Below are 25,904 nucleotides of genomic sequence, written 5' to 3'. Positions count from 1 at the left end.
ATCTCCTTTTATTTTGTAGCATAGGGAATACATACGGTATACAGGCGGTTTCCTTCCCGTACCTGGGTGACAGCAGCCTGTATCTGATACAGAGGTTCAATAATGTCTTTGGTGAATACCTCCTCTACCGGGCCGTCTACGACGATGCGGCCCTTTTTGACGGCAATGAGGCGGTGACTGTAACGGGCGGCGTGATTCAGGTCATGGAGAACCATGACCACCATCATATGGGTCGTCTCATACAGATGGGCAATGAGTTCCATGAGATCGAGCTGATGATGGATATCGAGATACGTCGTCGGCTCGTCGAGAAGGAGGATTTCCGGTTCTTTCGCCAGAGCCAGGGACAGCCAGGCGCGCTGCCGTTCGCCGCCGGAAAGTTCGGACAGGCGGTGATGCCGGAGCTCCGTCATTTCCGTTTCTTCCAGGGCCTTATCGGCCGCCCGTATATCGTCTTCGCTGAGGCTGGAAAACAATCCCTGATAGGGCAGGCGCCCCATGAGGACCAGATCGCGTACGGTCATGTCTCCCGGAGCCTGTGCCGACTGGGGCAGGAAGGAAATAATACGGGCCAGGGCATCGGCTGAAAAGCTGTTCATATCGCGGCCATGGAGATAGACCGTCCCGGCTGACGGCAGGAGCAGGCGGGCCATGGCCTTGAGGAGCGTCGATTTTCCCGACCCGTTGGGGCCGATAATCGACACGATTTCCGGTTTGTCCAGTGTCACCTGCAACTGGTCGGCAATCACCCGGGCGCCGTACTGCAGGCGCAGGTCCTTCATTTCTATACCTGTCATGCAGCTCTCATCCTCCTTTTCAATAAGTAGAGGAAAAAGGGCGCGCCGATGAAGGACATGAAAATGCCTACAGGCACTTCCATGGGGCTGAACAGCGTACGGGCTGCAATATCGGCGCCGGCTACGAGGATTGCCCCGAACAGGGCCGCGCATGGCAGCAGGGGCTCAAAATCAGAGCCCACGACCAGGCGCATGACGTGGGGCACGATGAGACCGACGAATCCCAGGAGTCCGGCGACGCTGACAGCCGATGCCGCCAGCAGGGCCGCCAGGGCGATGAGCATCGTCCGCGTCCGGTCTACGTGTACGCCCAGGGTGCGGGCCACGTCGTCGCCGAGCTGCAGGGCATTGAGCCGGCGGTACAGGCACAGCGTCCCTATGATGCCGATGACACTGTACGGCACGATCATGCGCACGCTCTGCCAGCTGGCACCGGCAAATCCGCCGGCCAGCCACGATACGGTCCCCTGCACCTTATCGGAAAAGAATACGGAAAGGGCGGTCATGCCGCCTCCAAAAAATGCGGCCACGGCGACGCCGGCCAGAACGAGGCGCAGGGGGTTGACGCCCCGTTCCCAGGCCAGCAGGAATACGACAGCCGCCGCCCCCAGTGCCCCGGCAAAGGCGGCCAACGGCACCAGCGCCGTAAGGCTGGGTGCCAGCATCATCAGGGCCATGGCGGCCAGTCCGGCTCCGGCAGAGATGCCGATGATGCCCGGATCAGCCAGCGGATTGCGCAGGATTCCCTGGAGGATGCATCCGGACAAGGCCAGATTGGCGCCGGCCAGAGCGGCACAGATGACGCGGGGCATGCGCAGGGTATAAATAATACGGTAATCCTCAGTCGTTCCCGGTGCCGTAAGGGCCAGCCAGACATCCCGGACGGGAATCGTCACGGCTCCGGCCATAACGGCCAGGACGAGGATAATCAGCAGCAGTACACAGCCCAGCAGGATGACGGCCAGCCGCCGTGTCTGTCTTGTTTTGACTCTGTCGTCATATATACCAGTCATAAGGTTCCTCCTTGATACAGGCACTGGGACATATATTCCATGGCATCGGCAATGTGGCTTCCCGGATTGACCGTGAATAGCCGGGCCGGAAGCTCATACACCCGCCCCTCCCGGACAGCCGTCACCTGGCTCCAGGCATCACTGTCGCTCATGGACTGACGGAACCGCTTCAGTTCGTCTGCGCTCTGTCCCATGGAAATGATGAAAATGACCTGGGGATCGTTTTTGATAACATATTCCATGCTGAGCGGCACATAAGGCCCCTGGAGGGAACTGTCCAGATCGGCAATATTAGTACCGTGGAGCCGCTTGAGCAAATCCCCGGAGAAGCTGTACGATGTAGCCATGTTATTGCTTTCCGGCGAACTGAATACGATAAGGCTCCGCGGGCTCGTCTCATGGGAAGCGGCCTCTACGACGGCATCACACCGTTTTTTGATTTCATCAGCTCTGGCGTTGGCTTCTCCTTCCTTGCCGGTCAGTTCGCCGAAAAAGCGGAGTGTTTTTTCCGTATCTTCCAGCGAATCAAGTGAATTAATATACAGTGGAATACCGTTTTGTTCCAGCGTCTGCCGTATCTGGTTGTGGAACGGCACATTGACACCGATGACCAGATCGGGCTTCAGGGACAAAATCGTTTCCATATTCGGGCTATGGATAATGCCCACAGCCGGTACGTCTTTCATGGCATCGGCCAGTTCCGGCGACATAGAATCCGACGTCGGTTTCCCTGCGATGGTATCTCTGCCACCAGCCGCATAATACAGATCCAGATTGGATACATTGAGAAAGACGACACGCTGCGGATGGACCGGTATGGTCAGTTTCTGCCCCGTCGCATCGGTGACCTGGCGGGTCTGTGCCCGTGGCGCCGTATCTTCCGGTGCTATCATGAGATAGGCCACGATTCCCAGGATAATCAGGCAGACGATGGCAATGATTCCTTTCAGTATATGTTGCAAGAAATTCCCTCCTTTGTTCATAAAATCACTATGGGACCATTGTACAAATATTGTTATCGATTGTCAATATCATTATTTTTAATTCATATATTTATTACAGTTTTCTAACAAATAAAGACGGCACGTTCCCAGGGAGGAGATACGACCTGACAACGTGCCGTCTTTCTATGAAAACTGCAGCGGAAAAGACTACTGTCAAGGGAAGGGAATGACTCTTCCGCTGCAATGAAGGAGGTAGCTTAGTCCATCATGTGTTTCATGACCGCCTGGATTTCATCAGGACGCAGCTGCTTCATCGTTTCTGCCATAAGCTGCATGGCCCTGATTTTATCTGTCATGCCACCGGAATGTTTTTTCATAGCCTTCATCCGGGCAACGATATCGCGGACTTTCTGTGAATCTTGTGCCGCAATGCCTTCCATAGCCAGACCGTTTTTACCTGTCAGGAGATACTGCATACATTCCAACGTCGTCTGCGTCACATTGACCTGCCAGAATTCACCGGCTGCCGTCAGTTTGCATAGGACGCCCGTATCCTGTACGAGTCCCCGCTTTTCCCATAACTGGTACAGCCAGCGCAGTCCGGCCAGTTCCGGTCTTGCCGCAGCCAGGCCATCCAGATTCAGATATCCCTGTTCGAGCTGCTGCTGGACCGTATCAACCAGATTTTGCAAATCATTTTGTTTTATCAAAGCCATGAAGGGTTTCTGCCCATGTTCTATCATTGCTTCATAGGGCAGGAGCGAACGGTGCAGCATTGTCGAATAGCCATCAATATGGCCACCGGCACCGCTTCCAAAAGGAAACATGGCGGCATGGCTGCGGGCCAGGCAGTTGTACAGGCTCCGTTCCCGGTTGCTGCAGCTCCAGTGACAGATGTTCAGCCGTTTCCAGGCGTGACGGTCCATATAATCCCTGGCCAGAGCAAAGAGATTTGCTTCCTCTTCTGTCGTCGCGGCCGGGGGAAGGCGGCCGCTTTCGATAGCCCGGCTGAGGTCACTGTCTTCAAAGACATTGAGCTGATACAAGTCCGCGCCATCGACACCGGATGCAACCAGGGCATCGAGGTCTTCTTTCCATACCCGTTCTGTCTGACCGGGCAGGCCATAGATGAGGTCGATGACCACGGCGCATTGTTCATACGCTTTGAGGGCCGCCAGATTCTTCAGGACCGTATCCTGGTCATCGAGGCGTCCCACCTGACGCCGTATCTGCGTGTGGAAGGACTGTACGCCCAGAGACACGCGGTTGACGCCACATCGGAGCCATGTTTCCATTTTCTCCGGCACCAGATCGTGGATACGGCCTTCCAGTGTCAGTTCATAATCGTTGGCCAGAGGCAGGCAGCGCCGGATAGTCTGCAGCAGCCGCCGTGCATTGGCAGCCGACAGGGACGTCGGCGTACCGCCACCGATGAAGACGGCGTGAATGAGTCCGTCCCGCAGCCGCGGCTGGTCCGCTGCCATTTCCAGTTCCTGTACGAGGCAGTCGATATAGTGGTCTTCTTCGTCCTGATTGGTCCCATTCTGGAAAAAGCCGCAGTAGAGGCATTTGGTCTTGCAGAACGGGATATGGATATACGCCGTCTGCAGCCGGGTCCGGTCCGGGCGCTGTGCCATCAGGCGCTGCCATATATCCTGGGCCTGGTCAGCCGGCAGTACCTGTCCCTGCAGTCCCGCATGAACAACACGCTTGCGGGGGAAGGCCCCCGTAAGCGGATCTGCTGTCTCTACTCCGAATTGCAGGGCCCGTTCCTCTGCCGACAAGGATTGATAATACGTTTCCAGATTCATGTCATCCCTCCGTTATGCGGCGGTACACATCCCGGGCAAACGCTGCCGCCTGACTGAGATCGGCCGCATCAGGGTGTTTTGCCGCTTCTGCATGAAGTGCGTCCCGCTCCGGAGACCGTCCGTGGGGCGACCCGGCAGGAAATTTCTTGTACATCATTTCAATCACTTTCGGATCGACGGCTCCCTGGCAGATAAAGGTCCCGTCTGCCGATTTTCCGTCCGGCAGGAGCGCTTCAGCCTGTTTCAGGCTGCTGGCAGCATGCTCCGACTTAGGATTGGCACCCAGGGTAGCAAAGAGACATATGTGGTCATTTTTCAGAGTGCGGATGACATCCTGCGCCTCCTGATTGGCCGTACCGCGGTCCACCCAGAACCCCAGGAATACGCAGTCGTACGCCGTCAGATCCGGTTCATCTGCCAACGGCTGGCAGGGCGTGCCCGGCGGAAGAGCCGCCGCTATGGCTTCGGCCACTTTTTTGGTATTGCCCGTACGGGTAGAATATACTACGATTGTTTTCATTCGTCTCACCTCATTAATACTAGATAGCTTATGTAACGGTATATCATCTGCGTGTCTGTATCGCCTAATTCAGGCGGAAATTTACATTTGTCGTGATAGTCACGGTGCTGCCCGTGGGATTGGGATAGGGGCAGGAGGCATAGGCCGCACGGACGGCAGCATCATCGAGCAGACTCTGCCCGGAACTACCTGCAACAGATACGCCCAGGCAATTTCCACCAGCATCGAGGGTCGTCTGAATGGTGACAGTTCCCTGCAGATTCCGTTTGACTGCCATGAGCGGATAATTTTTATTGGCATTGACCGCCGCCTGCCAGCCATCGATATCGAACGGTCCCGTTCCTGTACCCGGGGTCTGGCTGTTGCCGCTTCCCTGTCCATCACCAGAACCGTCGCCATATCCCTGGCCGTCGCCGGTCCCATCTCCGGCGCCATCACCGATGCCACTGCCGATGCCACTGCCGTCACCGGTTCCCGTGCCGCTTCCCGTTCCTTCGCCGCTGCCACTGCTGCCGCCGGCAGGAGAATCCCCCCCGTTTCCGGCGTCTGCAGCTGGCGCAGAAGGTGGAGCCGGTGCTGCAGTCTGCGGAGCTGCATCCTGCCGCGGCACGTCGGCTGCCGGTGTCACAGCCGGTACGGCAGCAGGAGTCTGGGGACGCAGGGCCGATTGATTCTCTGTGACTGCTTCCACTCGTTTTTCCATGTCTGCAGCCGACAGTTTATCCGGGAAAAGAGTCTGACCCGCACTGCCACCTCCGCCACCGCCGGCATAGCCGCTACCCTGGCTTTGTGGTTCCGACGAATCGAGATCGATGACGACCATCTTCGGTTCATGATGGATAACGGCTCCGGCGCACAGCAAAACAAATACGGCAGCGACGACTACATGTACGGCCAGGGAAATAGTATATGCTTTTTTCCATGTCATGATCCGTGTCATGTATTATCCCTTCTGTTCTGCCGCGATAGCCAGCCGTTTCACGCCGGCTCCTTTCAGCATATCCATGACGGCTACGACCTGTCCATGTGCCGTCTGCTTGTCTGCCTGGAGAATAACGGCAGCGTTAGCATTTTCCGTCATGTGCTGTTTCATCAGCTGCGACGCTTCATCAATGGTAACAGGTTTATTGTCCAGTGTAATATGGCCTTCCTTGTCCAGGGTCAGAATGATGGGCATCTGCACAGGGGCACTGGCACTCTGCGCCTGGGGCAGCTGCACGGACAGTGCTTTCTGGGCCACAGTCTGCAGGCTGTTCATCATAAAGAAGACGAGAAGGAAAAAGATAATATCTATCATGGGGATAATCATGAAAATAGGTTTCTTTTTCATGCGCATATCTTGAAACATCAGGCTCTCCCCCAGCTTTCTTTCTTGGCATTCAGGACATCGGCGCACAGGCCTTCCGTATCGGTCACGATGACATCGAGCTGATGGCTGAAATAGGTATAGACGCAGAACGCCAGGATAGCCACGCACAACCCGCTGGCCGTCGCTACCAGTGCTTCCCCGACGCCACCGGTAATAGCTGCGGCACCGGCACCGTTATCGAGGATACTGAAGGTATTGATCATTCCCGTTACGGTTCCCAGCAGCCCCAGGAGCGGGGCGATGGTGACGATGGCGCTGAGATAATCGAGATAGCGGCGGAACCCGACGGCTTCTGCTGCCATGCGTTCCATAAAGGCATGACGCATGGCTTTTTCATTCTGATCATTGCGCAGGCCCTGTTCTACGACGCGGCTGATCGCCGTGGGAAAACTCTGGCAGATTTCACCGGCCATATCCCATTGCTGATGGGCCGCCGCATGGCGGACACCAGTAAAGAACTTCTTCGACTGGCGGCGGTTCTTTTTATAATAGGAAAACCGTTCGACGGCAATGGCCACCGTAATCAGCGATAAGAGCAGCAGGGGATACATGACGATGCCACCACTATGAAACAAATGCAAAAAATAAGAAAACCCTTCCATTACTTCCACTCCTTCTGTAATCCATACCGTATTCAGGCGTAGTACTACCTCTGCATATCAGCAGAACAAAAAAGAAACGACCGATACAAATCCCAGCCACAAGGCCACTGTATATCCCAGGCATTCCCAGGTTCCGTCCCGGACTACTTCTCCTCTGATTTTGTGCATAAGGTCCTCCTTTTAATATCGATAGTAATTATCACCTGTAATCATGATATCAAATCTCAACAATATTTTCTACTCCAATTAGTCATCGGCTGCTCCAATCGGACATTTTCTTTTCCCTGTCCACGGATTTTTCCAGGCCGGTTACGGCGTACCCTTTTTAGAACCGGTATTCCATGCCGGCACGCCAGATGCGCCCGTCCAGATAAATTTCATCTATTTTCTTATCGAAAATATTATCTACGCCGGCAAACAGGCGGAACCGGTCATTGAATTTGCGGTTTACGACAAAATTCAGGGTGTTATAGGTATATTTGTCGTTGGAATCACTTTCATAATAGTTGTTGACCCACTGTTCCCAGATGGTGAAATTATATCCGCTGGTCTTATGATCATCATAGGTAAGCTGCAGTGTCGTGATGTTATCGGCTATGCCATCCACGCCGTGAGCTGACGAAGCCGCTGACGCCGACTTATTGCTGGCACTCGTCCAGTTGCTCGTCGCCTTGATATCCCAGCGTTTGGACAGATTGCGCCCCAGGGTCAGTTCGATGCCGTGGGTCTTGGTCGTGCCGTCGATGTTGTAATACTCGCTCACGCCGCGCATACCACTGACACTATGGGTGGAAATCATATTGTCGATAGTATTGTGGAAATAGGTCACCTTGCCAAAGGTCTTCCCCCATTCGCCTTCATAGCTGACGTCCCAGTTCGTCGATTCTTCCGGCTGGAGATCCGGATTGCCCATGGTCAGGACGCCCATGTGGGTGTAGTCCATATACAATTCACTGACCGTCGGGGCCTTGAATCCTTTGCCCCAGTTGGCTTTGAACCGGTTGTTGTCATTGAGAAGATACGTCACGCCCAGATGCGGTGTCGTCTTGCTGCCGAATTCACTGTGCTTGTCATAGCGGACGGCAGGGATGATGATCCACTTGTTCCCAGCCAGCCATTCATCCTGGATATAAGCGGCATAGGTATTGACATCTTTACCATTGTCGCCGCTTTTGCCGAAATTGACTCCTTCGACGACATAGCGGTCATATTCCGTGCCATAGGTCAGGGTATGACTGCCATTGATTTGATGGCTGTTCTTGGCTTCAATGCCCCAAACGGAGTATGTATTGGTTTCTCCCGTTTCTTTTGCCAGGGCCGTATAGGGCAGGAACCGGAATTTATCCATCTTGCTGTAGAATGCGCGGATCATATAATCATCTTTTTTATTCTTCCCCGTCAGGCTCAGGCTGGCATCGCGCCGTTCCGTTTCCAGTTTGGCATCCTGCAGACGGATGATACCGCCCCAGGCACCGGTATTGTATTCCTTGTGGCTCCAGTCGCCGGTCAGCTTATCTTTATAATATCCCAGGTCGAGATTTAAATTCTTATCCTTGCCCAGTTCATAGGTCCCGCTGAAGCGATAATTCTGTTTTGGCCCCTGCAGGTTTTTGATGGGCAGTCCCGATACGTTATGTTCCGTCCACTGGCGGTCTTTAGAGAAATCCATATCAAAAACGCCGCTGAATTTCCCCTGTTTCCCCAAATCGATATGATAATAGTTCTGCATGTTCGTCGTACCGGTCGTAGCTCCTACAGTGACCGACGGTTTTCCTGTCGATTTCTTGGTGATGATATTGATGACGCCAGCCAGCGCATCGGAACCATACTGGGCAGAAGCGGCACCGCGGACGATTTCAATGCGTTCAATCGTATTGACGTTGATCCGGTCCAGGGCCAGCAGATTCTGTGTCGTAGCCGTATCTTCAATAGCTGTACGCTGACCATTGATGAGGATCAGAGTCTGATTGCTGGCCATGCCGCGCATGGAAACGCGGTGGCCAAATCCAGTGCTCGTGTTCATGATCTGTATATTATCTGCCAGTCGCAAAGCCGAGTAGACATCGGTAGCACCCAGCTTCTGGATGTCTTCTGCCGTAATGACTTCTACCGTATTTGGAACCGTCTTTACTTCGGCTTCTGTACGGGTAGCCGTAACGACGACGTCTTTGCTGAGCAGGTTCTGCGTATCTGCCTGTGCCGTACCAGCAGCTGCCGCATAGGCCGGCATGGCCATCGCAGCCAGAATAATGCCTGTCATATATGATTTGTACTGATGATTCATGTTCCTATACACCCCTCTGTTGTTTTATGATATTAATAATCAATAACGATAAAATAATACCATAAAACAAATAAGTATGCCACTCCAATCGGACATTTCCGGCTCCATTTGGACATTTTTCGCAAAAAAAGAGAGACTATCTCATAGAGACAGCCTCTCCAGGCACATCATCATCGTGCCTGATAGTTATGACTTATGTTTCTGCCGGTACATACTGGGCGTCAGGCCTGTAAATTTCTGAAAGGCCTTGGCAAACTTACTGCTGTTTTCATATCCGACACGGGCTGCGATTTCCATAATGCTTTCTTCCCCTTCAACAAGCAGGCGCGCGGCCTCACTGACGCGGTATTCCTGCATGTACTGAAATATGGTCTTACCGTACATTTCTTTAAAGCACCGTTTCAGTGTCGTTGCAGCCAGACCGCCACGCTGTGCCAGTTCGTTGATGGTCAGGTGTTCTTTCACATGCTGGGTCAGGAGATAATGGATTTCCTTCACGGCATCGGCCTGTTTCTTATTGAGCTGTATCTGGTTCTGCTTCTGCACCGGTTCCAGCGTCGTGAGAAACAACAGGATTTCCATTACTTTCAGGCGCAGATACCGCTTCCGTATCGCTTCCGGCACGTGATACAGTTCATAAAACAAATGGCGCATGGATGTATTTTCTTCAAGAATCATACCAAAGCGGCTGTGATAGCAGAACCGGCTGCACAAACCGGACAAGTCCAGCGAATCATCGGTCAGCAGCCGGTCCAGTACTGGCTGGGCTTCCGGGACGTGGACGATCAGGGATACGCCATGATAGTGGGATGACGGGAAAAAGGCATTGTGGCAGTAACCGGCACTGTCCCGCCAGCCGATGGACATATCGCCCTTTCCCATATACAGGTATTCCCCGTTCTGGAAATGGCACTCGATCCGGCCCTTTTCACAATGATTGATGGCAAATACGTCCGGTCTGGGCCGTGCGGGGAAGGTAACGTTCTGCACATGGGATGTAATGTACTGCAAAGTGATGCCGGGATATACGGTATAGGCCGCAATGCGCAGCTTGCCGGACGCACTTTCCATAAGAGTCAGATTATCGTCTTCCGTCTGCCTGATCTGTAATGCCTCTTTCCATTTCATGACTACCGCCTCTTTTCCGTTCCATCATGCCACCGGTAATACTGCCGGGGTGCCCCTTTCTGTCCGGTAAACCCATGCCAGAGGAATTCCGCCTGTTCCAGCGTAATCACCAGGGCATGCAGCACGACAGGCATCTTTTCCACCTGTTCCAGCGTCAGATGGCGTACCGCCAGAGCCTGCTCGTACTCCGCATCACCCGGGCCGTACCAGTCGGCCGTTCCGGTGAGCTGCATCCCCGCAAGGTCCGACAGACCGGTGAACGGGTCGTATACACTGAGACTGACATGACGGTTCCGGTAGAGATTGGCAAACTTCATCCCGCCTTCAGTGAAGAGATACATCATTCCGTCCCGGTACACATACTCGATAGGAGTGCAGCGCACGCTGGTACCGCTTCCCGTCGCCAGTGACGCCGTATTGTGACTGGTCAGGAAGTGCTCCACCGCCTGACGTACATCTTCATCGGGAAGCCTTCCCGTTTCATCCAGCCACTCACGGCGCAGCTGGCAGGCGATGGCAATGACATCATCGGGAAAAGACTCCCGGTCTGCAGGCAGTACCATTTCCAGTGGGATGCCGTCACGGTGAGCCTGCTGATGGAATCGTGCCGCCTCTGCCCGGTTTCCCAGCAGGACCGCAGCCAGATGAGAGGCATGCCAGGAATATCCCGCCAGAGCAGAACGCAGAGACGAGCTGTCCGATGTCACAAACAAGACGGCCCCATACCGGGCGGCCAGGGAAGGAGAAACGTGCTGCCACGACAGATAGCGGCACATGCCAAGGACCCGGGCAAGACATATCGCCGTTTCTTTTGTACGCTCCAGTTCATCATATACTATCAGGGTATTCACCAGTATCGCATCCTTTATGTGAAATTGAATATTATTAGCAATAATATTGTAGCAGAAATCCCTCCATTTGAAAAGATGATTTCTCCCATCCATCCCATCCTGCACCGGCCTGTACGGCCACGAGCCAGTTTTTCTGCCATACCAGTGCAAACGTGCTATAATAAAGATAGACAAAGGGAGCTGATGCGTTTACACCAAAGGAGCTGATTGCTATGACAAAAACAGCAGCAGATATTATGGAAAAAAATGTCATCACAGCTAAAAAAGATACGACGATTTTCGATCTCGTCGATATGTTTGTCGAACATAACATTTCGGCCATCCCCGTCGTAGACGACGACAACACGGTCATCGGTATTGTCACCGACGCGGACCTCCTGTACAAGGAAGTCAAGCCCCATGTTCCACAGTATGTCAATCTCCTGGGGGCCAATATCTACTATGGCAACCTCAAAGAATACGAACAGGGATTCAAGAAGCTGTTCGCCTGCACAGCGGGACAGCTCATGACCAAAAAAGTCGTCATGGCCGGCCCGGATGCCACCATGGAGGACCTGGCCAGCGTCATGGTCGCCGAACACCTGAAATCCATCCCTATCGTCAAGGATAAAAAGCTGCTCGGCCTGGTCGAACGGAAATGTATCTTGAAACAACTCTATACCGAATACGGGGAAGACGATCCGGAACCACAGACCACCTGACAGGATACGTCCACTGCATAAGACAGAGACTGCCGCTTCCACAGCAAATTCCTGACGGACTACCTCTTCCACGAGAACGGTATAACTCATATTTTCCCTCTCCCTTTTTTCTGATTTCTGTCACAACGTTTTTAACCTAATCCGCCAGAAGTCCTCCACCTCTTAGGTGGGGGATGAAGGCGGGTATGGCGAATTTACGTAAGTAATTGAGCCATACCATTGCTCTGTAGATAGTTCTGTAGATAGTTCTGTAGTATAATTAGTCGTATATGAGAAAGAATTGATTATACTATGAAATTGGATAGCAATAACCATTCAGTATTCTTGCTCTATTACCATCTTGTTTTGGTGGTAAAGTATCGCCGCAAAGTATTCTCTATACAGAACTATCAAAATTCATCAATGCTTATAAAAGTGCCAGCTCTAGGCTAATCAAAAAAGATTTTCCAGAGGTTAGGCGTAAATTGTGAATACATAGAACATCAAGGCTGGTGAGATTATAGTGAATAAGGCATACCGATACAGGCTCTATCCAACGGCTGAACAAAAAATTATGTTTGCCAAGACTTTCGGCTGTGTCCGATTCATCTATAACAAGATGCTTGGAGACCGCCTTGATTACTATAAGGAAACCGGTAAGAAACTGAATAATACTCCTGCACAGTACAAGGAAGAATTCCCTTGGCTGAAAGAAGTGGACAGTCTTGCTCTTGCCAATGCACAGATGAACCTGAACAAGGCATATAACAATTTTTTTCGCAACCGAAAACATTTTGGCAAACCGCACTTCAAGTCTAAGAAGACAGGCCACTGCTCATATTCTACGAACAATCAGAAAGGCTCTGTCCGATTAGAAGGAAATAAGGTTAAATTGCCTAAAGTTGGTTGGGTAAAATTATGTCTGCATCGTCCCCTGATGGAAAACAGCACGATAAAGACCGTTACCATAAGCAGAACACCTTCAGGAAAATTCTATATCAGTATTTTGGTGGAGTACGAAAACCAAATACTCCCTATAATGCCGAAGAAATTTCTTGGGCTTGATTTTGCCATGCACGGTCTATATGTTGCTTCTGACGAAGATGATGCGAATTATCCAGACTTTTTGCGTAAAACCGAGAAGAGATTGGCTCAAGCACAAAGAAAACTATCCAAAAGGCAAAAAGGAAGCCACAATCGTGAAAAGCAAAGGCTTCGCGTAGCTGTGCTTCATGAGAAAATTGCCAATCAACGCCGCGACTTCCTGCACAAAAAAGCCCGCTACTTGGTAGACCACTATGATGCCATAGGTATTGAGGATATCAGCGTCAAGGCGATGGCTAAACGCAAGAAAGGCGGTAAATTCAGTTTTGGTAAGTCCGTAGCAGATAATGGCTGGAATATGTTCACAAATATATTGGAATACAAATTAGCATGGCAAGGAAAACAGCTTGTAAAGGTAGACAAGTGGTATCCAAGCAGTCAGCTATGTCATGTTTGTGGCTTCCAAAACGATGCAACTAAGGACTTATCTGTAAGGGAATGGGATTGTCCTAAATGTGGCAGTCACCATAACCGAGATAAGAACGCTGCGATAAATATACGAGAAGAAGCTAGGCGAATATCTGCCTGACATAACGCATAAAGTACCGTGGGTCGCACGGAAACTTACGCCTGTGGAGAGAGTGTAAGTCGCCACAACTCTTCAGAGTCAGTGGTGCTGTTCTCGTTGAAGCAGGAAGCACCCGCCTCTATAGACGGGGGTACGTTCACTCCGCGTATTGCCATCTCATATGCTTACTTTATATACATATAGAATTCCAACATATGATTTCACTTCATTATACGATGTAGCAAAAACAGGATTAATGAAATCTATATAATACGTCCCATAGACGGAGAAAATACACATGACCTACTCTATACATAAAAATAAAGCATCCATAAACCGCCGGGTTTATGGATGCTTTGGTTTTTATGTTCTCACTCAGGCTTTTTCCTGGGTCTGTTTCTTTTTGTGGCTCTTGAAAAACGGCAGGGCTACTTCCGGGAAGAGGGTATAGCTCAGGACGTCTTCCGGGCTGGCATCGGGGAATCCTTCTTTAGCCAGTTCTTCTTTGGCTTTGCCCAGTTCCGGTTCCAGGTCGTCGGCCGGGCGGTGGTCGATGACGGGTTCGTCGCCGATGCACATTTTGCGGAATTCTTCGGAGATGGTACCCGGTACACGGCCGTATTTGCCGCGGACGATGTCGCGGACTTCGTTGGTAATGATTTTATAGCGGCCGAAGAGTACGTTCAGTGCAGCCGCCGAGCCGGTAATCTGGCTGGTCGGTGTGACCAGTGGCGGATAGCCCAGATCGCGACGAACGTTCGGCATTTCAGCCAGTACGTCGTCAAAGCGGTCTTCCGCACCCTGGTTCTTGAGCTGGTTGTACAGGTTGGTCAGCATGCCGCCGGGGATCTGGTATTTGCGGACAGCCGGATTAATCTGGGCCGGCATGGTCAGTTTGAATTCGTCGGCCAGTTCCTTGCGGACTTGTTTGAAGTGTTCCGTCAGGGGCCATAATTTTTCGATATCGATACCGGAATCGTAGATGCTCCCCTGGAGGGCCATGACCATTGTTTCCGTGGCCGGCTGGCTGGTGATTTCCCCAAAGGGGGACAGGGCCGTATCGATGATATCGACGCCGGCTTCGATGGCCTTGAGATAGGTCATTTCTCCAAAGCCGCAGGTGCAGTGCGTATGCAGTTCGATGGGCACGTGAAGGTGCTTTTTCAGCATGCGTACCAGGTTGTAGGCGTCATACGGAGCCAGAAGGCCCGACATATCCTTGATGCAGACCGAATCGACACCCATGTCTTCCAGTTCGCCGGCTACGCGGGTAAACGATTCCAGCGTGTGGATAGGACTGATAGTGTAGACCAATGTTCCCTGCACATGGACGGATTTCGTGTCTTTGGCCGCCTTGATGGCTGCTTCCATGTTGCGCGGGTCGTTGAGGGCATCGAATACGCGGATGATGTCTATGCCGTTATCAACGGCACGATTGACGAATTCGTATACGACATCATCGGCATAATGGCGGTATCCCAGGATGTTCTGTCCCCGGAACAGCATCTGCAGAGGCGTCTTTTTGACGTATTTCTTGATGGTCCGCAACCGTTCCCACGGGTCTTCATCGAGGAAGCGCATGCACGTATCAAAGGTAGCGCCGCCCCAGCATTCCAGGGCATTATAGCCGATGTCATCCATTGCTTCCAGCACGGGCAGCATCTGCCTGAGGCGCATTCGTGTCGCCGCTATGGACTGATGCCCGTCGCGGAGCACTGTTTCTGTAATTTTTACTTGAGCCATTCTATATCCTCCATCTGGTTTCATCCTATAAAATCTAGTACTATTACGTGGTACTAAAGACATATACAGGTATTATACCATATTTGGCTGCAATAAGACAGACTCCCCTTACGTGTATAGACAAAAAGAACATTCCCTCATGATTTATATGCATGAAGGAAATGTTCTTTTCCTTATCCTGTCAGTTTCACTGCTGCAGGAATTTATTTGGCAGCGCCGGCTTTATCGGCAGCCAGGATGGCTTCATAGACTTCATCGGCAGTGATGTCGGCGCGGACGTTTTTGGTGAATTCTTTCGGCGATGCGGCGATTTTAGCAGCCCGGCGGATGTCGGCTTCGACAAATTCCGTTACGCCCAGATCAGCCAGTGTGGACGGCAGGCCGACGGCGTGGATATAGTCGAGGACGGTATTCCATTCTTCTTCCGGAGCTTTTTCGAGGATGAGCTGGGCGATGAGGCCAAAGGCGACTTTTTCGCCGTGGGACGTGCCGTTGGCATGAATCTGCGGTACGGCACCGAGGCCGTCATTGATGGCATGGGCAGCAGCCAGACCGCCGCAGATAGCGCCGAATCCGCTGAGGTAAATGCAGGCTTCGACGACGTTTTCCAGGTCTTCGTTCACTTCGTTGCGGTCTACCGCTTCCAGAGCCTTGACGGAATGTTCGAGGAGGAGGTCATAGCAGAGCTTGGCCATAGCCAGTGACGTGTGGGAGCAGTTGCCCCGTGCCATGGTGCGGGCACCGGTACGCCAGCAGGCGCGGGCTTCAAAATACGTAGCCAGGGCATCGCCCATGCCGGATACGAGGAATTTGCGCGGTGCCTGGGCAATGACGCCCGTATCGACGAGAACGACGTCGGGGTTGCGGACCATATTGATGACTTTGACGACGACGCCTTCTTCATTGTAGACGACGGAAAGGCCGGCACAGGGTGCATCGTTGGATGCGATGGTCGGGATGATGACACAGGGGATGCCGCCCATTTTGGTTGCCACGGCTTTGGCCGTATCGATAGCCGTGCCGCCGCCGGCACCGATGATGATGTCACAGCCGGCAGCCGTTCCGTCGGCTACGGCCTTTTCGATGGCTTCCATGGTGCACTGATTGTGGAATTCGGAATAGACTATTTCCTTTTCTACACTATTCAATGCCGTTTCGATGCGGTCGCCAATACGCTGTTTATTATTGGGGGAACAGATGAGCAAGAATTTATTGCCCAGTTTTTTTACGAATTTTCCCAGGTTATCGAGTTCACCTGCGCCCTGAATATACTGTCCTACGTCTCTGAGTACTACTGCCATTGTACGTAAACCTCCTTGATACTATACCTTTGCATAAAAATAATACCTTCTCATACAGACGATTTTACCATAGAATGAGAAGAAAAGGAAGATTTTTATACGAATTTACGTATGAATTTGTATATTCGTATTTTTCATAGAATCCGTGGAGCGTTTCATTTTGACATTCTCTGCCCGGCATTATACAATAAGACATATATTCATTATTATATGCATGGAAATGGAGGCCTTTTGTATGGCTATTACGACACAGGATATAGAACAGGTACTGGAACGGGACATCCGCCCCATTCTGGCATCGCACCACGGCAATGTAGTACTGCAGGATTTTACAGACGGCAAAGTGTACATCCGCCTGACCGGCATGTGCAGCGGCTGCCCGTCGGCGACGATTACGACGGAAGAAATCGTTGCGGAACGACTGAAAGCGGTGTTCCCGGAAATCGAAGATGTCATCCTCGACACGAGCGTGAGTGATGACCTCATCGCCCAGGCAAAGGCCATTCTCAGCCAGCATCATACAAGGTAACGGCTATGGTTATCGGCATCAAGTACTGCGGTGGCTGCAACAGCACGTACGACCGGGCACAGGAAGTACAGCGCCTCATGAGAGATTTCCCCGACCACACCTGGGTCTATGCAGCCCACGGCGTCCGCCAGGCCGATTACTGGCTCATCGTCTGCGGCTGCCCCTGCATCTGCGCCAATACGGAAGGGCTCGAAGCAAAAAAGGACATCATGACGCTGCAGTGTCCCGACGATTTTACGGCTGTCCGCTCCCTGTTATAACGCCTGCCTGCATCGTATGCGGCAGCAGACAAAACGAAACGAACCTGGTCCCACTCAGGAGGACCAGGTTCGTTTCGTTTTTAGTGAAGGATTGGTATTGTATGAGAAGTAAGAGGATGGCTCTTACAAGGCCGCTAATTTCTTGTACGTTTCCCGCCGTTCCCGTGCGTCATCTTCAGCCTGCTGCAGGAGCTGAGGTGCCATATCGGGGAATTTCTGGATCAGGGACGCATAGCGGACTTCGCCGCGGATGAAATCCTGGAAGCTTTCTGTCGGTTCTTTCGAATCGAGGTGGAACGGATTTTCTCCCTGTTCTTTGAGGTCCGGGTTGTAGCGGTAGAGCGACCAGTAACCCGATTCGACGGCTCTCCTGGCTTCCAGCTGGGTCTTGGCCATGCCGGCTTTGATTCCATGGTTGGAGCACGGTGCATAGGCGATGATCAGGCTCGGGCCGTGGTAGGCTTCGGCTTCGCGGATGGCTTTCAGTGTCTGCTGCTTGTCGGCACCCATAGCAATCTGGGCGACATATACATACCCGTAGGACATGGCCATGAGGCCCAGGTCTTTCTTGCGGACCCGCTTGCCGGCCGAGGCAAATTTGGCAATAGCTGCCGTCGGCGTCGATTTGGACGACTGGCCGCCTGTATTAGAGTACACTTCCTTTACCATGATGTAGTTCTCCCCTTACATATTCGTCATGTACTATTCTTCAATATGGGCAATCTTCTTAGCCAGTTCTTTCTTCATTTCCAGGTTCCCCTGACGGGAAATCATGATGCGCTGTGCCTGCGGGCTGCCGGCACCGTGCATGGATTCTGTCCGGTAGCCGACGGCGGCCGTGCCCAGGCAGAGGTTTTCGATGAGGCGCAGGACTTTCAGGCGGTTTTCCGTCGATACGGACGATACGCCTTTGAGGTATTTATCGACATACGGCCCGATTTTCGGATCCCGCAGGTCGATTTCCGACGGCGCCGTGACGACCAGGCCGCCAGCAATATCTTCGGCCAGGCGGACGATTTCATAGGGGAAACGGGTGACGTTCTGCTTGCACACGTTGGCCAGCAGCAGGTCGATGAGGTAGTTGCCCGATTTCGTCGGTTTGCCCAGGGCCGAGCAGGCGATGCCGCAGCCGAAGAGCGTTTCGTTCAGGTGCTGCATTTCGATGATCTTGTCTTTGATGTGCGATGCTTTGGCACAGCCGTTATAATCGGCTGCCAGTGCCGCAGCCCCGATGAGGACGTCGCCTACGCCGACTTTGCAGCCGCCATAGGACTGACGGTGATATCCGGCAAAGCGTTCGACCATCATGCCGGCAAATTCCACTTCGCCGTTGAGGAAGATCTGGTCATTGGGGATAAATACGTTATCGAAGATAACCAAGGCTTCCGTGCCGCCGAATTCGGGGTTGCCCGTATCCATGGGAGCTCCTTCCAGTTTACGCGTATCGCAGGACTGACGGCCGACGATCATGAAAATGCCTTCGGCATCGGTCGGACAGCAGAAAGAGATAGCGTAATCCTTGTCATCTTCCCGCATGGCGATGGTCGGCATGACGATGACTTCGTGAGAGTTGATAAAGCCTGTCTGATGGGCTTTGGCACCACGTACGACGACGCCGTCAGGACGGCGTTCGACGACGTGGAGATACAAATCGGGATCATCCTGGGCATGAGGAGCCTTGCTGCGGTCGCCTTTCGGGTCGGTCATGGCGCCATCGACGGTAAAGTCGTTCTGCTGTACCCGTGTGAGGAATTTCTTGAAGTTTTCATGATAATGAGTGCCGTATTTCTGGTCGATTTCATAGGTCGTGGAGAATACGGCGTTGGATGCATCCATGCCGACGCAGCGCTGGAAGCAGGCTGCCGTCTTCTGGCCGAGGAGACGCTGCATCCGGACTTTGTTGATGAGGTCCTGGGTGCTCTGGTGGATATGGGTAAAACGGTTGATCTTTTCACCAGTCAGGGACGACGTAGCCGTCATGAGATCTTCGTATTCCGGCATCTGGGCCAGGTCGTAGGTCATGCGGACCGAGTTCAGGGACGGACGCAGGATGGGATCATCGACGACGTTGTCGATTTTTTTGCCGAACATGTACACCTGCAGATTGAGCTTGCGCATGCTTTCGATATACTGTTCACCAGTCATTAATGCCATGAGTGTAACCTCCTAACAAAAAAGTTTTACAAATATTCGTTATACGAATATACGTTTATAATTCTTAATAAAGAACTTTGTTCCATATTTTGTACATTTAGAAGCAGGCAGGCGGTTTGCTTCGCACTGCAAGCCGCGTCTGTCTGCATCTGATTGTTGTTTTATTATAAATACCCAAGACGCATGCTGATTTCCTGTGCTTTTTCCTTGACTTTGCGGCGAAGGAACCGCAGGTAGGAAATGGTTGCCTTGCTGGCCAGGACACTGATACTGATGGCCGCGACGACTTCCTTTTCCCGGTTGTAAACGGGAGCTGCAATACAACAACCTCCGAGGATATTGCCCTGATCATCAAAGGCGTATCCATAGCGCCGTACCCGGCGGATTTCCCGGTAGAGCCGTTTTTTATCGGTAATTGTGTACGGTGTATACTGTTCCAGTGTAACGGGATCGATGAGTGCGTGCAATTCGTCATCGGGAAGAGATGCCAGCATGACCAGGCCGCATCCCGTCGCATGGGCACCCAGTTTAAAGCCGATATTGAGGACAGAGCTGACTGCCTTGGCCGACGCCTGTTTGCCGATAAAGATAGCAAACCGTCCTTCGCGGATAACGGCGTGGGTCGTTTCTCCCGTCTCTTCCTGGAGCGACTTTATGCCCCTCGTCAGTTCGACGGAAAAATTCGTCGTACTCATACACTCTGCAGAGAGCGCCAGCAGGGCCAGCCCTGGATAATACACCTTCGATTCCGGATCGTATTGGACGTATCGTTTCTGCATCAGTTCTTGCATCAGGTAGGATAAGGAACTCTTGGGAATCCCCGATGCCTTCTGTATCATAGTAAACGTCGGAGCTTTTTCAGCCTGTACGACGATTTCCAGCACATCCAGCGCCCGGGCAGCGGAACGTACGATGGTACTATTGCCTGATTTAACCATATATAACCTTCTTCCTTAATGAAGTTCAATATATCGAACATCCCCTTAGGAGACATTGTATCATCGCTCTATTTTTCTTGTCAAATAACGAGTGGCAATACAACGGGAAAACAAAAGGTGTACATGGCATCACTACAGGTGGAAAAATGAATCGTTAGTCACCAAAATCGAAAATCTTGGCCGGATTGAGGATGAGGTTCGGATCCAGTGCTTTCTTGATGGCTTCCATCATGCCCAGTTCGACAGGATCAGTAAACTTCTTCATTTCAGCTAACTTCCGCAGGCCGATGCCGTGTTCGCCCGAGAGGCAGCCGCCCAGACTGTAGACGAAACTGTACAGCGTATTATGATACTGCGGGATTACTTCGTTCCATTTTTCTAAGGACATATCCATCTTCAGGGCGTTGACATGGATATTGCCGTCGCCAATGTGGGCCGCGACCGTCGTTGCGATGTTGTACTGTTTTTCGATTTCCGGCAGTTTGGCCATGAGGTCGGGAATCTTGTCCACGGGTACGACGATATCTTCTGCCAGGAAAACGAGGCTGTCGTTACGGGCAGCTTCACCGTTGCAATAGCGGGCGTTCCAGATACGGTCGTCAGCAACCAGCGTTTCTGCAGCGTGGTTGTTCTGGCAGATTTCATCGGCTGTAGCTACGCGGTTATCGAGGTCATCCTGGTCATAGGAATCGACGGTAACGATGATATAGTTGCCGTTTTCTTTGGAGTACGGCAGATCCATTTTCAGGAACCGTTCGGCACTCTGGATGGCATTGGTATCGAGAAATTCGATAGCCGTCGGCTGTACACCCGCTTTCTGCAGCTGGTTCGGTACAGCCAGGGCATCGTTGACATCCTTGAAAATACCTACCAGATCGAAATGGAACGGTGCAATCGGACGCAGTTTCAGACAGATTTTCGTGACGACGCCCAGCGTGCCTTCACTGCCACAGATGAGTTTTTCCAGAGCATAACCGGTCGTGTTCTTCTGTAGCCGTTTGCCCACGCGGGTGATTTCGCCAGTCGGAGTGACGATTTCCAGCCAGTATACCTGGTCGCGGGTCGTGCCGTATTTGACGACGCGGCTGCCGCCGGCGTTGGTAGCGATGTTGCCGCCGATTTCACTGGATGCTTTGGAGCTGGGGTCACCGGCATAGTAGAGGCCGGCTTCTTTGGCAGCTGCCTGTACGGCCGTCGTGATGGCGCCGGCTTCGGTAATCATGTACAGGGCATCTTTATTGACTTCGATGATTTTATTCATCTTTTCCAAGCACAATACGATGCCATTGTATACGGGAACAGCGCCACAGGCCAGGCTGCTGCCGCCGCCACGGGGTGTGACCGGGACCATGTATTTATTGGCCAGTTTCATGATAGCCGCCACCTGTTCGGTCGTTTCCGGGAATACGACGACTTCCGGTGTGTGGAAATAAATGGGGTTCGATTCTTCATCGGTCTTGTAGGCATCCAGTTTTTCCGGATCGGTAGTCATATTGTGTTTGCCCAGAAGGGCCAGTAATTCATCGAGTAATTCTTTTGAGACTTTGTTATAACGAGCCATGATAATCCTCCTATGTGGTAAAGAGGCATGCCTGTTCCGACTGTATTTCTGAAGCGGCATGCCTCTTTTTAGATTCTATTGCATACACACAGTGTATACTAGATTATTCCATACCAATTTTCTTATTGTAGTTGATAAGAGCTGGCAGGACACCGAGAGCAACAGCCAGTGCCACGAAGAGCATCAATGCCCAGTAATAGCTGCCCGTTGCACCAACGATAAGACCGACGACGATTGGGACGATAGCGCCACCGAGGTTACCAAACATGTTCATTGCGCCGCCAACAGCACCGCTGTGTTTGCGGTCTGTGCACAGTGCCGGCAGAGACCAGTAGAGGCAGCCGCACCATTTTTCGAAGAACATAGCGACGGAAAGGAAAGCTACAGCAATGTATACATCTGTTGCTGCCGAAAGGAGATACATGGGAATAGCGATGCAGATGCCGAGGACCGGGAACAGACGGCGCATGATCTTGTTGCTGTCTGCCGAATTTTTACGCCATTTATCAGTCAGGGTACCACCGACGATTTCGCCGACAACACCAACCATGTAGATAACGAAGATAGCCCAGCCAAGACCTTTGATATCGAGGCCGTGTGTAGCGTGGAGGTACAGAGCGCCCCAGGTCATCAGGCCATACCAGAAGGAGTCATACGCACCGAAACCGAGGCACAGGCTCCAAAAGCTGCGGGATGTCATGTATTTGCTGAGCGTGCTGCCCGTAGAGGTATTACCCGTTTCAGCCTGCATGGCGGAAAGAGATTCAGCATCTTCTTCTTCAAATGCTTTGCGGAGGTATTCCCGTTCGGCTTCGTTGCAGCGCGGGCTGTTTTCCGGAGTGTGGGACATGAGCGGTTTGCAGGCTAGGACGACCAGGATGGTGAGAACCCCGGCTGCCATGAGGGCGCCGCGCCAGCCATCGAGGAAAGCTACAAATACGGCACAAAGAGGAGCGCCGATAGCATTGCCTACAGCCGATCCGGAATCGAGGAGGGCCGAACCTTTACCACGTTCATTTTTTGTCAGCCATACAGACTGTAATTTGCCACCGGCCGGATAAATCGGAGCTTCGGAAATACCGAGGAGTGCGCGGATAGCGATGAACAGCGAACTGCTGGTGATGAAGCCGGTAATAATCTGGAAAATCCCCCATAACACGCCTGTACCGACGATAACTTTCCCCGGCTGGATTTTATCGCACAGCCAGCCGCAGGGTATCTGCATTAAGACGTAGCCCCAGAAGAAAGCACTGAGGATGACACCGACCATTTCCGGTGAAAAGCCCAGATCTGACTGGATAGCCGGCATGAGGACGGAAATGACAGCACGGTCAACATAGTTGATGGAACAGAGAATGAAGATTGCAATAAACACCTGCCAACGTACGTTCGTCGGCTTCTCAACGAGAACTCCTGTCTTAGAATCAAGCGTTGCCATAATAAAACTCCTTTCACAATTAAAGTTGCTATACATGACAGATTCTTTCATACTATCTGCCTTTATCTTTCTAACGGTTTCCCCTGTCCGGACTCTGGAACCCCGTTAGTGCTAGCCTGTTCTTTATTACGAACTTAATTCTGTATTTCGAATATTTTATTAGGAGTTCATATTATTGAACTCCTTTCTTTATTTGGAACATTTTCTATGCTTGTATTCTAGCACGGGTCAACTGCCCTGTCAATGACATTTCTTCATTTTTTAAATTTTATTTAGTAATTCTTTCTATTTTGACATACGAATATTATTGCTCTTAATTTAATTAATATTTTTCGATTATTTTAAAATATGATAAAGTTTTCATATAGTTATTCCTTGTTATTTTCATCATTTACCATAATAAAACGTCCCTTATCTTTTTCACATAATGAAAATATCATACGAAAACGAGGACGGATACACAACTATTTGCTGTGTATCCGTCCTCGTCTTACCCTATAACGTTACGTTAATCGTTTATTTCTATGATAGAACACCTGCCCCGATCCGTATCGATGAGCCACGTTCCCCCATCCGTCTTCACCTGGATATGATACAGGGGGACCGCGTCGTCTTCTTTCCAGAGAAATTCACGTCCATAGCGCAGGCGCGAACGGTGTACCGTAACATTGCGGATGCCCCGTACGCGGCTCGTATCGCGGCGATTATAGGAAATGACACAAGTTTGTCCGGGACAAGCTGACAGAATCTGATCTAGTACACGGAACAGCTGCAGCTGATACCGCCTGGTATCGACCATTTCCCCCATGGCCGGCGTATAGGCTCCGGCCAGTACCTGGGCCGGGTCATCGAGATTTTCCGTTGCCTGCAGTCCTGTACGAATAACTTGAATACCCTTAGAAAGGAACTGCTGCTTCATATAGGCCGCGCGCTGCACTCCTTCATGGATAGTCAGCGCCTGGTATTCCCCGTTCTGCCAGCTGTCTGCCAGTTCCGTACCGGCAATGACTACTACGGGATAAATGCGGGCTATATCCGGCTTCAACCGGCAGATGGCATCGGTCGTCCGGATCAGGCTCTGCCAGTCCTCACCGGGAAGGCCCGGCATGAGCTGATGTCCTACGGTGAACCCATACTGGCGCAGGAGCGCCGTAGCGTCTTTTACCTGCGCCGCCGTATGCCCGCGTCTGGCCCGTTCCAGTACGACATCATCCATAGACTGTACGCCCAGTTCGACCGTCGTCATGCCATAGCGCTGCAGCCTCTCCAGGATAGGTCCGGTAATGCAATCGGGCCGGGTCGAACAGCGAATGGCATCGATACGGCCTTCCTGCAGTGCTTCATAAGCCGGTTCCAGCAGGCTTTCCTGCAAGGAGCCGGGAATAGCCGTAAAACTTCCACCATAAAAGGCGGCTTCCCAGTGACGTTTTTCTACACCCCGGGTATAGGTATCGATAAGATTGCTGACTTCGCTGGCATCGGGTACTCCCTCATGTCCCGTTATCCGCCACTGATTGCAAAATACGCACCGGTAGGGACAACCGATATGAGGAATAAAAATGGGGATGATCGATGTACGCAGTCTTTCTTTTTCCATCATGATGCTCCTGTTCTTATAAAAAAAAATGTGGCCCGAAAGCCACATTTTACTTTATACCACCTAATTTTTTCAATGCTTCATGAGCCGCATGCTGTTCGGCATCTTTCTTGGTTTTTCCTTTTCCTTCGCCCAGAACCGTACCGTTCACCGTGACTTCCATATAGAAGGTCTTATCGTGATCCGGCCCTTCTTCACGGCAGAGTTCATAGACGATATGCTGCTCACCATCACGCTGAACGAATTCCTGAAACAGTGTTTTATAGTCTTTGCCATAATTGCCACTTTTTACCAGATCGAGATATCCTTTCAGCTGGTGAAGGATAAAGGCACGGGCCTCACCATAGGAATGATCGATATATACGGCGCCGACGACGGCTTCGAAGGCATCGGCCAGGATACTGGTCCGCGTCCGGCCGCCGGAGAGCTGTTCGCCCCGTCCCATGAGCATGTAGTCGCCCATATGATACGAGCCAAATACGGAAGCCAGAGGCATTTCACTGACTACACTGGCCCTGGCTTTGGAAAGTTCCCCTTCCGGCATGTGAGGATAATGCATGAACAGGTATTCGCCAATGACCAGGTCCAGAATGGCATCACCGAGAAATTCCAGGCGTTCGTTAAAGTGGACATGGCGGTTCTTATTTTCATTGGCATAGGAAGAATGAGTCAATGCCGCATCGAGGAGCTGCAGGTTGCGGAAGGCAGGCAGCCCCAGGACGGCGATACATTTCTCAAGTTGTGCTTTTCGTTCCGGTTTCATTACGAATGC

The 25,904-nt window shown here is 51.8% G+C and carries 23 protein-coding genes and 2 pseudogenes; 5 read left to right on the top strand and 20 right to left on the bottom strand.

Annotated elements, in window-relative coordinates:
- Nucleotides 1-8 precede the first annotated feature (8 nt).
- From ACGTIC_RS04550 to ACGTIC_RS04500, 11 genes are all read right to left on the bottom strand, one after another.
- Complete coding sequence (locus tag ACGTIC_RS04550) at nucleotides 9-797, bottom strand: ABC transporter ATP-binding protein (RefSeq protein ID WP_113855481.1); 789 nt, start codon at nucleotides 795-797, stop codon at nucleotides 9-11.
- Nucleotides 794-1,810 carry an iron ABC transporter permease gene (locus ACGTIC_RS04545; protein WP_113855480.1) on the bottom strand — a complete coding sequence of 339 codons (1,017 nt, stop codon included), beginning with the start codon at nucleotides 1,808-1,810 and terminating at the stop codon, nucleotides 794-796. The genes ACGTIC_RS04550 and ACGTIC_RS04545 overlap by 4 nt, the downstream gene beginning before the upstream one ends.
- Nucleotides 1,807-2,772, bottom strand: coding sequence for an ABC transporter substrate-binding protein (locus ACGTIC_RS04540; protein WP_257536641.1), 966 nt, complete (start codon nucleotides 2,770-2,772; stop codon nucleotides 1,807-1,809). The genes ACGTIC_RS04545 and ACGTIC_RS04540 overlap by 4 nt, the downstream gene beginning before the upstream one ends.
- A gap of 239 nt (nucleotides 2,773-3,011) precedes the next feature.
- Nucleotides 3,012-4,565, bottom strand: a complete 1,554-nt coding sequence (hutW, locus tag ACGTIC_RS04535; RefSeq protein ID WP_113855479.1) for a heme anaerobic degradation radical SAM methyltransferase ChuW/HutW — start codon at nucleotides 4,563-4,565, stop codon at nucleotides 3,012-3,014.
- A gap of 1 nt (nucleotide 4,566) precedes the next feature.
- Nucleotides 4,567-5,085 carry a flavodoxin family protein gene (locus ACGTIC_RS04530; protein WP_113855478.1) on the bottom strand — a complete coding sequence of 173 codons (519 nt, stop codon included), beginning with the start codon at nucleotides 5,083-5,085 and terminating at the stop codon, nucleotides 4,567-4,569.
- Between the two features lie 64 nt (nucleotides 5,086-5,149).
- Nucleotides 5,150-6,025 carry an energy transducer TonB gene (locus ACGTIC_RS04525; protein WP_113855477.1) on the bottom strand — a complete coding sequence of 292 codons (876 nt, stop codon included), beginning with the start codon at nucleotides 6,023-6,025 and terminating at the stop codon, nucleotides 5,150-5,152.
- 3 nt (nucleotides 6,026-6,028) lie between these two features.
- Nucleotides 6,029-6,433, bottom strand: coding sequence for a biopolymer transporter ExbD (locus tag ACGTIC_RS04520; protein WP_075582031.1), 405 nt, complete (start codon nucleotides 6,431-6,433; stop codon nucleotides 6,029-6,031).
- Nucleotides 6,433-7,056, bottom strand: coding sequence for a MotA/TolQ/ExbB proton channel family protein (locus ACGTIC_RS04515; RefSeq protein ID WP_075582030.1), 624 nt, complete (start codon nucleotides 7,054-7,056; stop codon nucleotides 6,433-6,435). The genes ACGTIC_RS04520 and ACGTIC_RS04515 overlap by 1 nt, the downstream gene beginning before the upstream one ends.
- Before the next feature lie 325 nt (nucleotides 7,057-7,381).
- Complete coding sequence (locus ACGTIC_RS04510; RefSeq protein WP_113855476.1) at nucleotides 7,382-9,340, bottom strand: TonB-dependent siderophore receptor; 1,959 nt, start codon at nucleotides 9,338-9,340, stop codon at nucleotides 7,382-7,384.
- A 186-nt stretch (nucleotides 9,341-9,526) separates the two neighbouring features.
- On the bottom strand, nucleotides 9,527-10,468 hold the full coding sequence (locus ACGTIC_RS04505; RefSeq protein WP_113855475.1) for an AraC family transcriptional regulator: 942 nt from the start codon (nucleotides 10,466-10,468) through the stop codon (nucleotides 9,527-9,529).
- 2 nt (nucleotides 10,469-10,470) lie between these two features.
- Nucleotides 10,471-11,319 (bottom strand): pyridoxamine 5'-phosphate oxidase family protein, encoded by an 849-nt coding sequence (locus tag ACGTIC_RS04500; protein ID WP_162816218.1) that lies wholly within the window; start codon nucleotides 11,317-11,319, stop codon nucleotides 10,471-10,473.
- Between the two features lie 212 nt (nucleotides 11,320-11,531).
- On the opposite strand from ACGTIC_RS04500, the gene ACGTIC_RS04495 reads away from it, so the two are divergent.
- The 3 genes and pseudogenes from ACGTIC_RS04495 to tnpB all read left to right on the top strand — a co-directional run bounded on the left by ACGTIC_RS04495 (nucleotide 11,532) and on the right by tnpB (nucleotide 13,632).
- Nucleotides 11,532-12,020 (top strand): CBS domain-containing protein, encoded by a 489-nt coding sequence (locus tag ACGTIC_RS04495; protein ID WP_059075705.1) that lies wholly within the window; start codon nucleotides 11,532-11,534, stop codon nucleotides 12,018-12,020.
- A 291-nt stretch (nucleotides 12,021-12,311) separates the two neighbouring features.
- Nucleotides 12,312-12,487 (top strand): annotated as a pseudogene (locus ACGTIC_RS04490) (IS200/IS605 family transposase); the annotation flags it as partial.
- A gap of 35 nt (nucleotides 12,488-12,522) precedes the next feature.
- Complete coding sequence (tnpB, locus tag ACGTIC_RS04485; protein WP_394542147.1) at nucleotides 12,523-13,632, top strand: IS200/IS605 family element RNA-guided endonuclease TnpB; 1,110 nt, start codon at nucleotides 12,523-12,525, stop codon at nucleotides 13,630-13,632.
- A gap of 354 nt (nucleotides 13,633-13,986) precedes the next feature.
- Here the strand turns inward: tnpB and ACGTIC_RS04480 are convergent, their stop codons facing one another.
- Both ACGTIC_RS04480 and ACGTIC_RS04475 read right to left on the bottom strand, forming a co-directional pair.
- Nucleotides 13,987-15,354 carry a pyruvate carboxylase subunit B gene (locus ACGTIC_RS04480; RefSeq protein ID WP_113855473.1) on the bottom strand — a complete coding sequence of 456 codons (1,368 nt, stop codon included), beginning with the start codon at nucleotides 15,352-15,354 and terminating at the stop codon, nucleotides 13,987-13,989.
- Between the two features lie 203 nt (nucleotides 15,355-15,557).
- Nucleotides 15,558-16,655, bottom strand: coding sequence for a glycerol dehydrogenase (locus ACGTIC_RS04475; RefSeq protein ID WP_113855472.1), 1,098 nt, complete (start codon nucleotides 16,653-16,655; stop codon nucleotides 15,558-15,560).
- Between the two features lie 235 nt (nucleotides 16,656-16,890).
- Here ACGTIC_RS04475 and ACGTIC_RS04470 point away from each other — a divergent pair, with 235 nt between their 5' ends.
- Nucleotides 16,891-17,184, top strand: coding sequence for a NifU family protein (locus tag ACGTIC_RS04470; protein WP_059075702.1), 294 nt, complete (start codon nucleotides 16,891-16,893; stop codon nucleotides 17,182-17,184).
- Nucleotides 17,185-17,189: 5 nt separating this feature from the next.
- Nucleotides 17,190-17,444 (top strand): hypothetical protein, encoded by a 255-nt coding sequence (locus ACGTIC_RS04465; protein WP_113855471.1) that lies wholly within the window; start codon nucleotides 17,190-17,192, stop codon nucleotides 17,442-17,444.
- A gap of 123 nt (nucleotides 17,445-17,567) precedes the next feature.
- Here ACGTIC_RS04465 and ACGTIC_RS04460 read toward each other — a convergent pair.
- From ACGTIC_RS04460 to rnc, 7 genes and pseudogenes are all read right to left on the bottom strand, one after another.
- Nucleotides 17,568-18,119 (bottom strand): annotated as a pseudogene (locus ACGTIC_RS04460) (pyruvate:ferredoxin (flavodoxin) oxidoreductase); the annotation flags it as partial.
- A gap of 27 nt (nucleotides 18,120-18,146) precedes the next feature.
- Nucleotides 18,147-19,598 (bottom strand): 4-hydroxyphenylacetate 3-hydroxylase family protein, encoded by a 1,452-nt coding sequence (locus ACGTIC_RS04455; protein ID WP_113855470.1) that lies wholly within the window; start codon nucleotides 19,596-19,598, stop codon nucleotides 18,147-18,149.
- 164 nt (nucleotides 19,599-19,762) lie between these two features.
- Nucleotides 19,763-20,536, bottom strand: a complete 774-nt coding sequence (locus ACGTIC_RS04450; RefSeq protein ID WP_059076799.1) for an IclR family transcriptional regulator — start codon at nucleotides 20,534-20,536, stop codon at nucleotides 19,763-19,765.
- 154 nt (nucleotides 20,537-20,690) lie between these two features.
- Nucleotides 20,691-22,097, bottom strand: a complete 1,407-nt coding sequence (locus ACGTIC_RS04445; RefSeq protein ID WP_113855469.1) for an FAD-binding oxidoreductase — start codon at nucleotides 22,095-22,097, stop codon at nucleotides 20,691-20,693.
- Nucleotides 22,098-22,200: 103 nt separating this feature from the next.
- Nucleotides 22,201-23,535 (bottom strand): MFS transporter, encoded by a 1,335-nt coding sequence (locus ACGTIC_RS04440; protein WP_075582020.1) that lies wholly within the window; start codon nucleotides 23,533-23,535, stop codon nucleotides 22,201-22,203.
- Nucleotides 23,536-24,043: 508 nt separating this feature from the next.
- Nucleotides 24,044-25,135 carry an elongator complex protein 3 gene (locus ACGTIC_RS04435; protein WP_257536639.1) on the bottom strand — a complete coding sequence of 364 codons (1,092 nt, stop codon included), beginning with the start codon at nucleotides 25,133-25,135 and terminating at the stop codon, nucleotides 24,044-24,046.
- Nucleotides 25,136-25,181: 46 nt separating this feature from the next.
- Complete coding sequence (rnc, locus tag ACGTIC_RS04430; RefSeq protein ID WP_059076796.1) at nucleotides 25,182-25,895, bottom strand: ribonuclease III; 714 nt, start codon at nucleotides 25,893-25,895, stop codon at nucleotides 25,182-25,184.
- Nucleotides 25,896-25,904: the final 9 nt, after the last annotated feature.

The sequence above is a fragment of the Megasphaera hexanoica genome, from assembly GCF_043520715.1.
Lineage (GTDB): Bacteria > Bacillota > Negativicutes > Veillonellales > Megasphaeraceae > Megasphaera > Megasphaera hexanoica.
The sequence above is the reverse complement of the archived record's forward strand: the minus strand, read 5'-3'. Positions and strand labels throughout refer to the sequence as shown.